Here is a 2,698-nt window from a genome sequence, read left to right as displayed (position 1 = left end):
AGCCGCTATCCGACGGGTGTCCCGTGCGATGACCAATTCTTCGTTGGTCGGGATAACCAGAACCTTGATTCGCGAAGATGGTTTGCTGATGTCTGCCGCCTCACCGCGCTTCTTGGTGCGATTCGTTTCGGCATCGAGTTCTACGCCCAGGAACTCCATGTCCTTGACGACCATTTCACGAACGATATCGCTGTTTTCACCTATCCCGCCTGTAAATACGATCGCATCGGCTCCGTTCATGGCCGCAATATACGAGCCAATATACTTCTTGAGCCTGTAACAGAACACTTCCAGTGCCAGCGTCGCACGCTTGTCGCCCTTGGCAGACTCTTCCTCCAGAGTGCGGAAGTCATTGCTGACGCCCGAAATGCCCAGAACGCCTGAGTGCTTGTTGAGCAAAGCATTGATCTGCTGAAGGTTCAGTTCTTCCTTCCCCATAATATAGAGGGGGACAGCAGGATCGATGTCTCCACAGCGCGTCCCCATGGGTAGCCCTTCGAGAGGAGTGAACCCCATGGATGTATCGACGGATCTGCCGTGATCGACAGCGGTAACGGAAGAGCCATTGCCCAGATGACACGTGATAAGCTTGAGTTCATCGACGGCCCTTCCCAGCATTGCGGCAGCCTCATACGAAACGTAGTAGTGGCTGATGCCGTGAAAACCGTATTTGCGGATGTGGTTCCGGGCGTAGAAAACGTAAGGGATCGCATACATGAACGCTTTGTCCGGCATCGTCTGGTGGAATGCGGTGTCGAAGACGGCAACCTGGGGAACCTTGGGCAACAGCTCCGAGATGGCGTAGATACCCGCAAGATTCGGCGGGTTGTGGAGAGGTGCGATGTCAATGCACTCCTCGATTTTGGCCACCACCTCGGGGGTAATCAGTGTCGATTCCGAGAACGATTCGGCACCATGGACCACACGGTGCCCGACAGCCTGAATGTCCTCAATGCTCGTGAGGACACCTTTTTCCGGGTCAACCAGGACTTGCAGGATGAGCTCGATGCCGGCGTGGTGCTCAAGGACCTCGTGAACAGAGACAAGCTTCTTCCGTCCGGCAACCGTGTGACCGAGCTGTGCCTCGGCAGTGCCGATCTTCTCCAGCAGGCCTTCGGCCAGCTGCTGGTCATCGTCGTACAGCTTGTACTTGATAGAAGAGCTGCCACAGTTCAGGATCAGAACCTTCATATCTTCTCCTCCGCGTTGTCGACAGGAGTCTCATAGCTGTAGAAGCCCTTGCCCGTCTTCACTCCCAGGTGCCCACGTCGAGCCAGATTCCGGACAAGCGCCTGTGGACGATATCGAGTCTCGCCAAGCTCGCGGAAGAGGTGCTCCGACCACCCGAGGACGATATCCAGCCCGATCTGGTCGGCCAGAGCAAACGGGCCCTTGTTGAAACCGAATCCAAGGCGCATGGCGACATCGATGTCCTCCTTGCTGGCCGTTCCTTCCTGGTAGAGCATAATGGCTTCGTTGATAAGGGGCACGACAAGGCGCGCCGTGATGTAGCCTGGGTTTTCGAGCACGTCGACGGGGGTCTTGCCCATGCGGCGTGCCAGTTCCTTCGCACGGTCGACGGTCGCTTGAGACGTGTGGACGCCTCGCACCATCTCGACCAGTTTGATCGCCGGGACAGGCGCGAGGAAGTGCATGCCTACGAGACGCTCCTTGTTGACCATCTTCAACGCGATGTCAGTGATGGGCAGGATAGCAGTGTTGCTGACGTAGGTGACCTCAGCGGGGCACATCTGTTCAAACTGAGACTCAAGTTGGGCAAACAGCTCCTGCTTGGCCGCAAGGTCATCCGGAATGGCCTCGATGACAAGGTCGACGCTGCCCACGTCACTGCGATTCAACGTGAACTTGATGTGGGAAAGCAGGACCTTCTTCTCCGATCCTGTAATGCCCCATCGCTGGAGTTCGAGATTGAGACTGTTCTCGATGCTCTGGCGGGCATGCGTCAGTCCGTCCTCCGTTTGGTCGACGAGCACCACCTCGAGACCGTGCGCTGCTGCGTCCTGAGCAATTCCCGCTCCCATGACACCGGCACCAAACACCGCAATCTTTCGAATTTCCATGTTCACCTCTCCTGGTACGAGATAGGAAGAGTGGCACGCAGTGCGCCCACTGTAATCCTCACGTTAGTGCAGGTCTCCTCTACTTTCGCGCATCTCCTCGTCGCTGAGACCGAAGTAGTGGCCCAGTTCATGCAAGACCACGTGCTGGACAAGAGGCATCAGCTCGTCGACCGTATCGACCGAGGATTCGAGAGGCACCTTGAACACGCTGATCTTGTCGGGCAAAGTACCACTGTAGTGCGGTCCCCGATCCCTGAGCGGAACCCCCTGGTACAATCCCAGCAGGCCGTAGCCGTTGACAACTCCGGTACGCTTCAAAACATCCATCGGAGGGAAATCCTCGACGACGACGTCGATGTTCTTGAGCGCCGTCCTGAACTGGTCAGGAAGCGTGACAAGAGCGACGAGCACGAGTTCTTCGAAGTCCTTCTGTTCCAGNNATCATACCACAACCATTGGAGAGGCCAACACCGTTGTATGACGCCGGCATCTGCAACGCCGATCCCGGCGGCCGGCCCTCTCGCCATGACACCGTATATGCTCACAATTCTTGCATTACCGCAGGACTTCCTTTAGTATATCGATGAGGGATGCCGTAAGGCATGCAACTGGGCACT

The 2,698-nt window shown here is 56.6% G+C and carries 3 protein-coding genes; all 3 read right to left on the bottom strand.

Features of this window, described 5'->3' with window-relative positions:
• On the bottom strand, positions 1–1,191 hold a 1,191-nt coding region (locus SMC5_RS08150; protein ID WP_133299189.1), incomplete at its 3' end, for an acetate kinase.
• Positions 1,188–2,081, bottom strand: a complete 894-nt coding sequence (locus SMC5_RS08145) for a 3-hydroxyacyl-CoA dehydrogenase family protein (protein ID WP_119088007.1) — start codon at positions 2,079–2,081, stop codon at positions 1,188–1,190. The genes SMC5_RS08150 and SMC5_RS08145, both read right to left, overlap by 4 nt.
• A gap of 63 nt (positions 2,082–2,144) precedes the next feature.
• Positions 2,145–2,492 (bottom strand): metallopeptidase family protein, encoded by a 348-nt coding sequence (locus SMC5_RS08140; protein WP_165849038.1) that lies wholly within the window; start codon positions 2,490–2,492, stop codon positions 2,145–2,147.
• Between the last annotated feature and the right edge of the window lie 206 nt (positions 2,493–2,698).

It is taken from the genome of Candidatus Cryosericum odellii (genome assembly GCF_003570935.1).
Classification (GTDB): domain Bacteria; phylum Caldisericota; class Caldisericia; order Cryosericales; family Cryosericaceae; genus Cryosericum; species Cryosericum odellii.
Note: the sequence above shows the minus strand (reverse complement) of the source record. Positions and strands in the feature narration are given on the sequence as shown.

Coding starts and splice junctions, on each gene's coding strand:
- SMC5_RS08145 (WP_119088007.1), bottom strand. CDS start 2,081: ATGGAAATTCGAAAGATTGCGGTGTTTGGTGCCGGTGTCATGGGAGCG.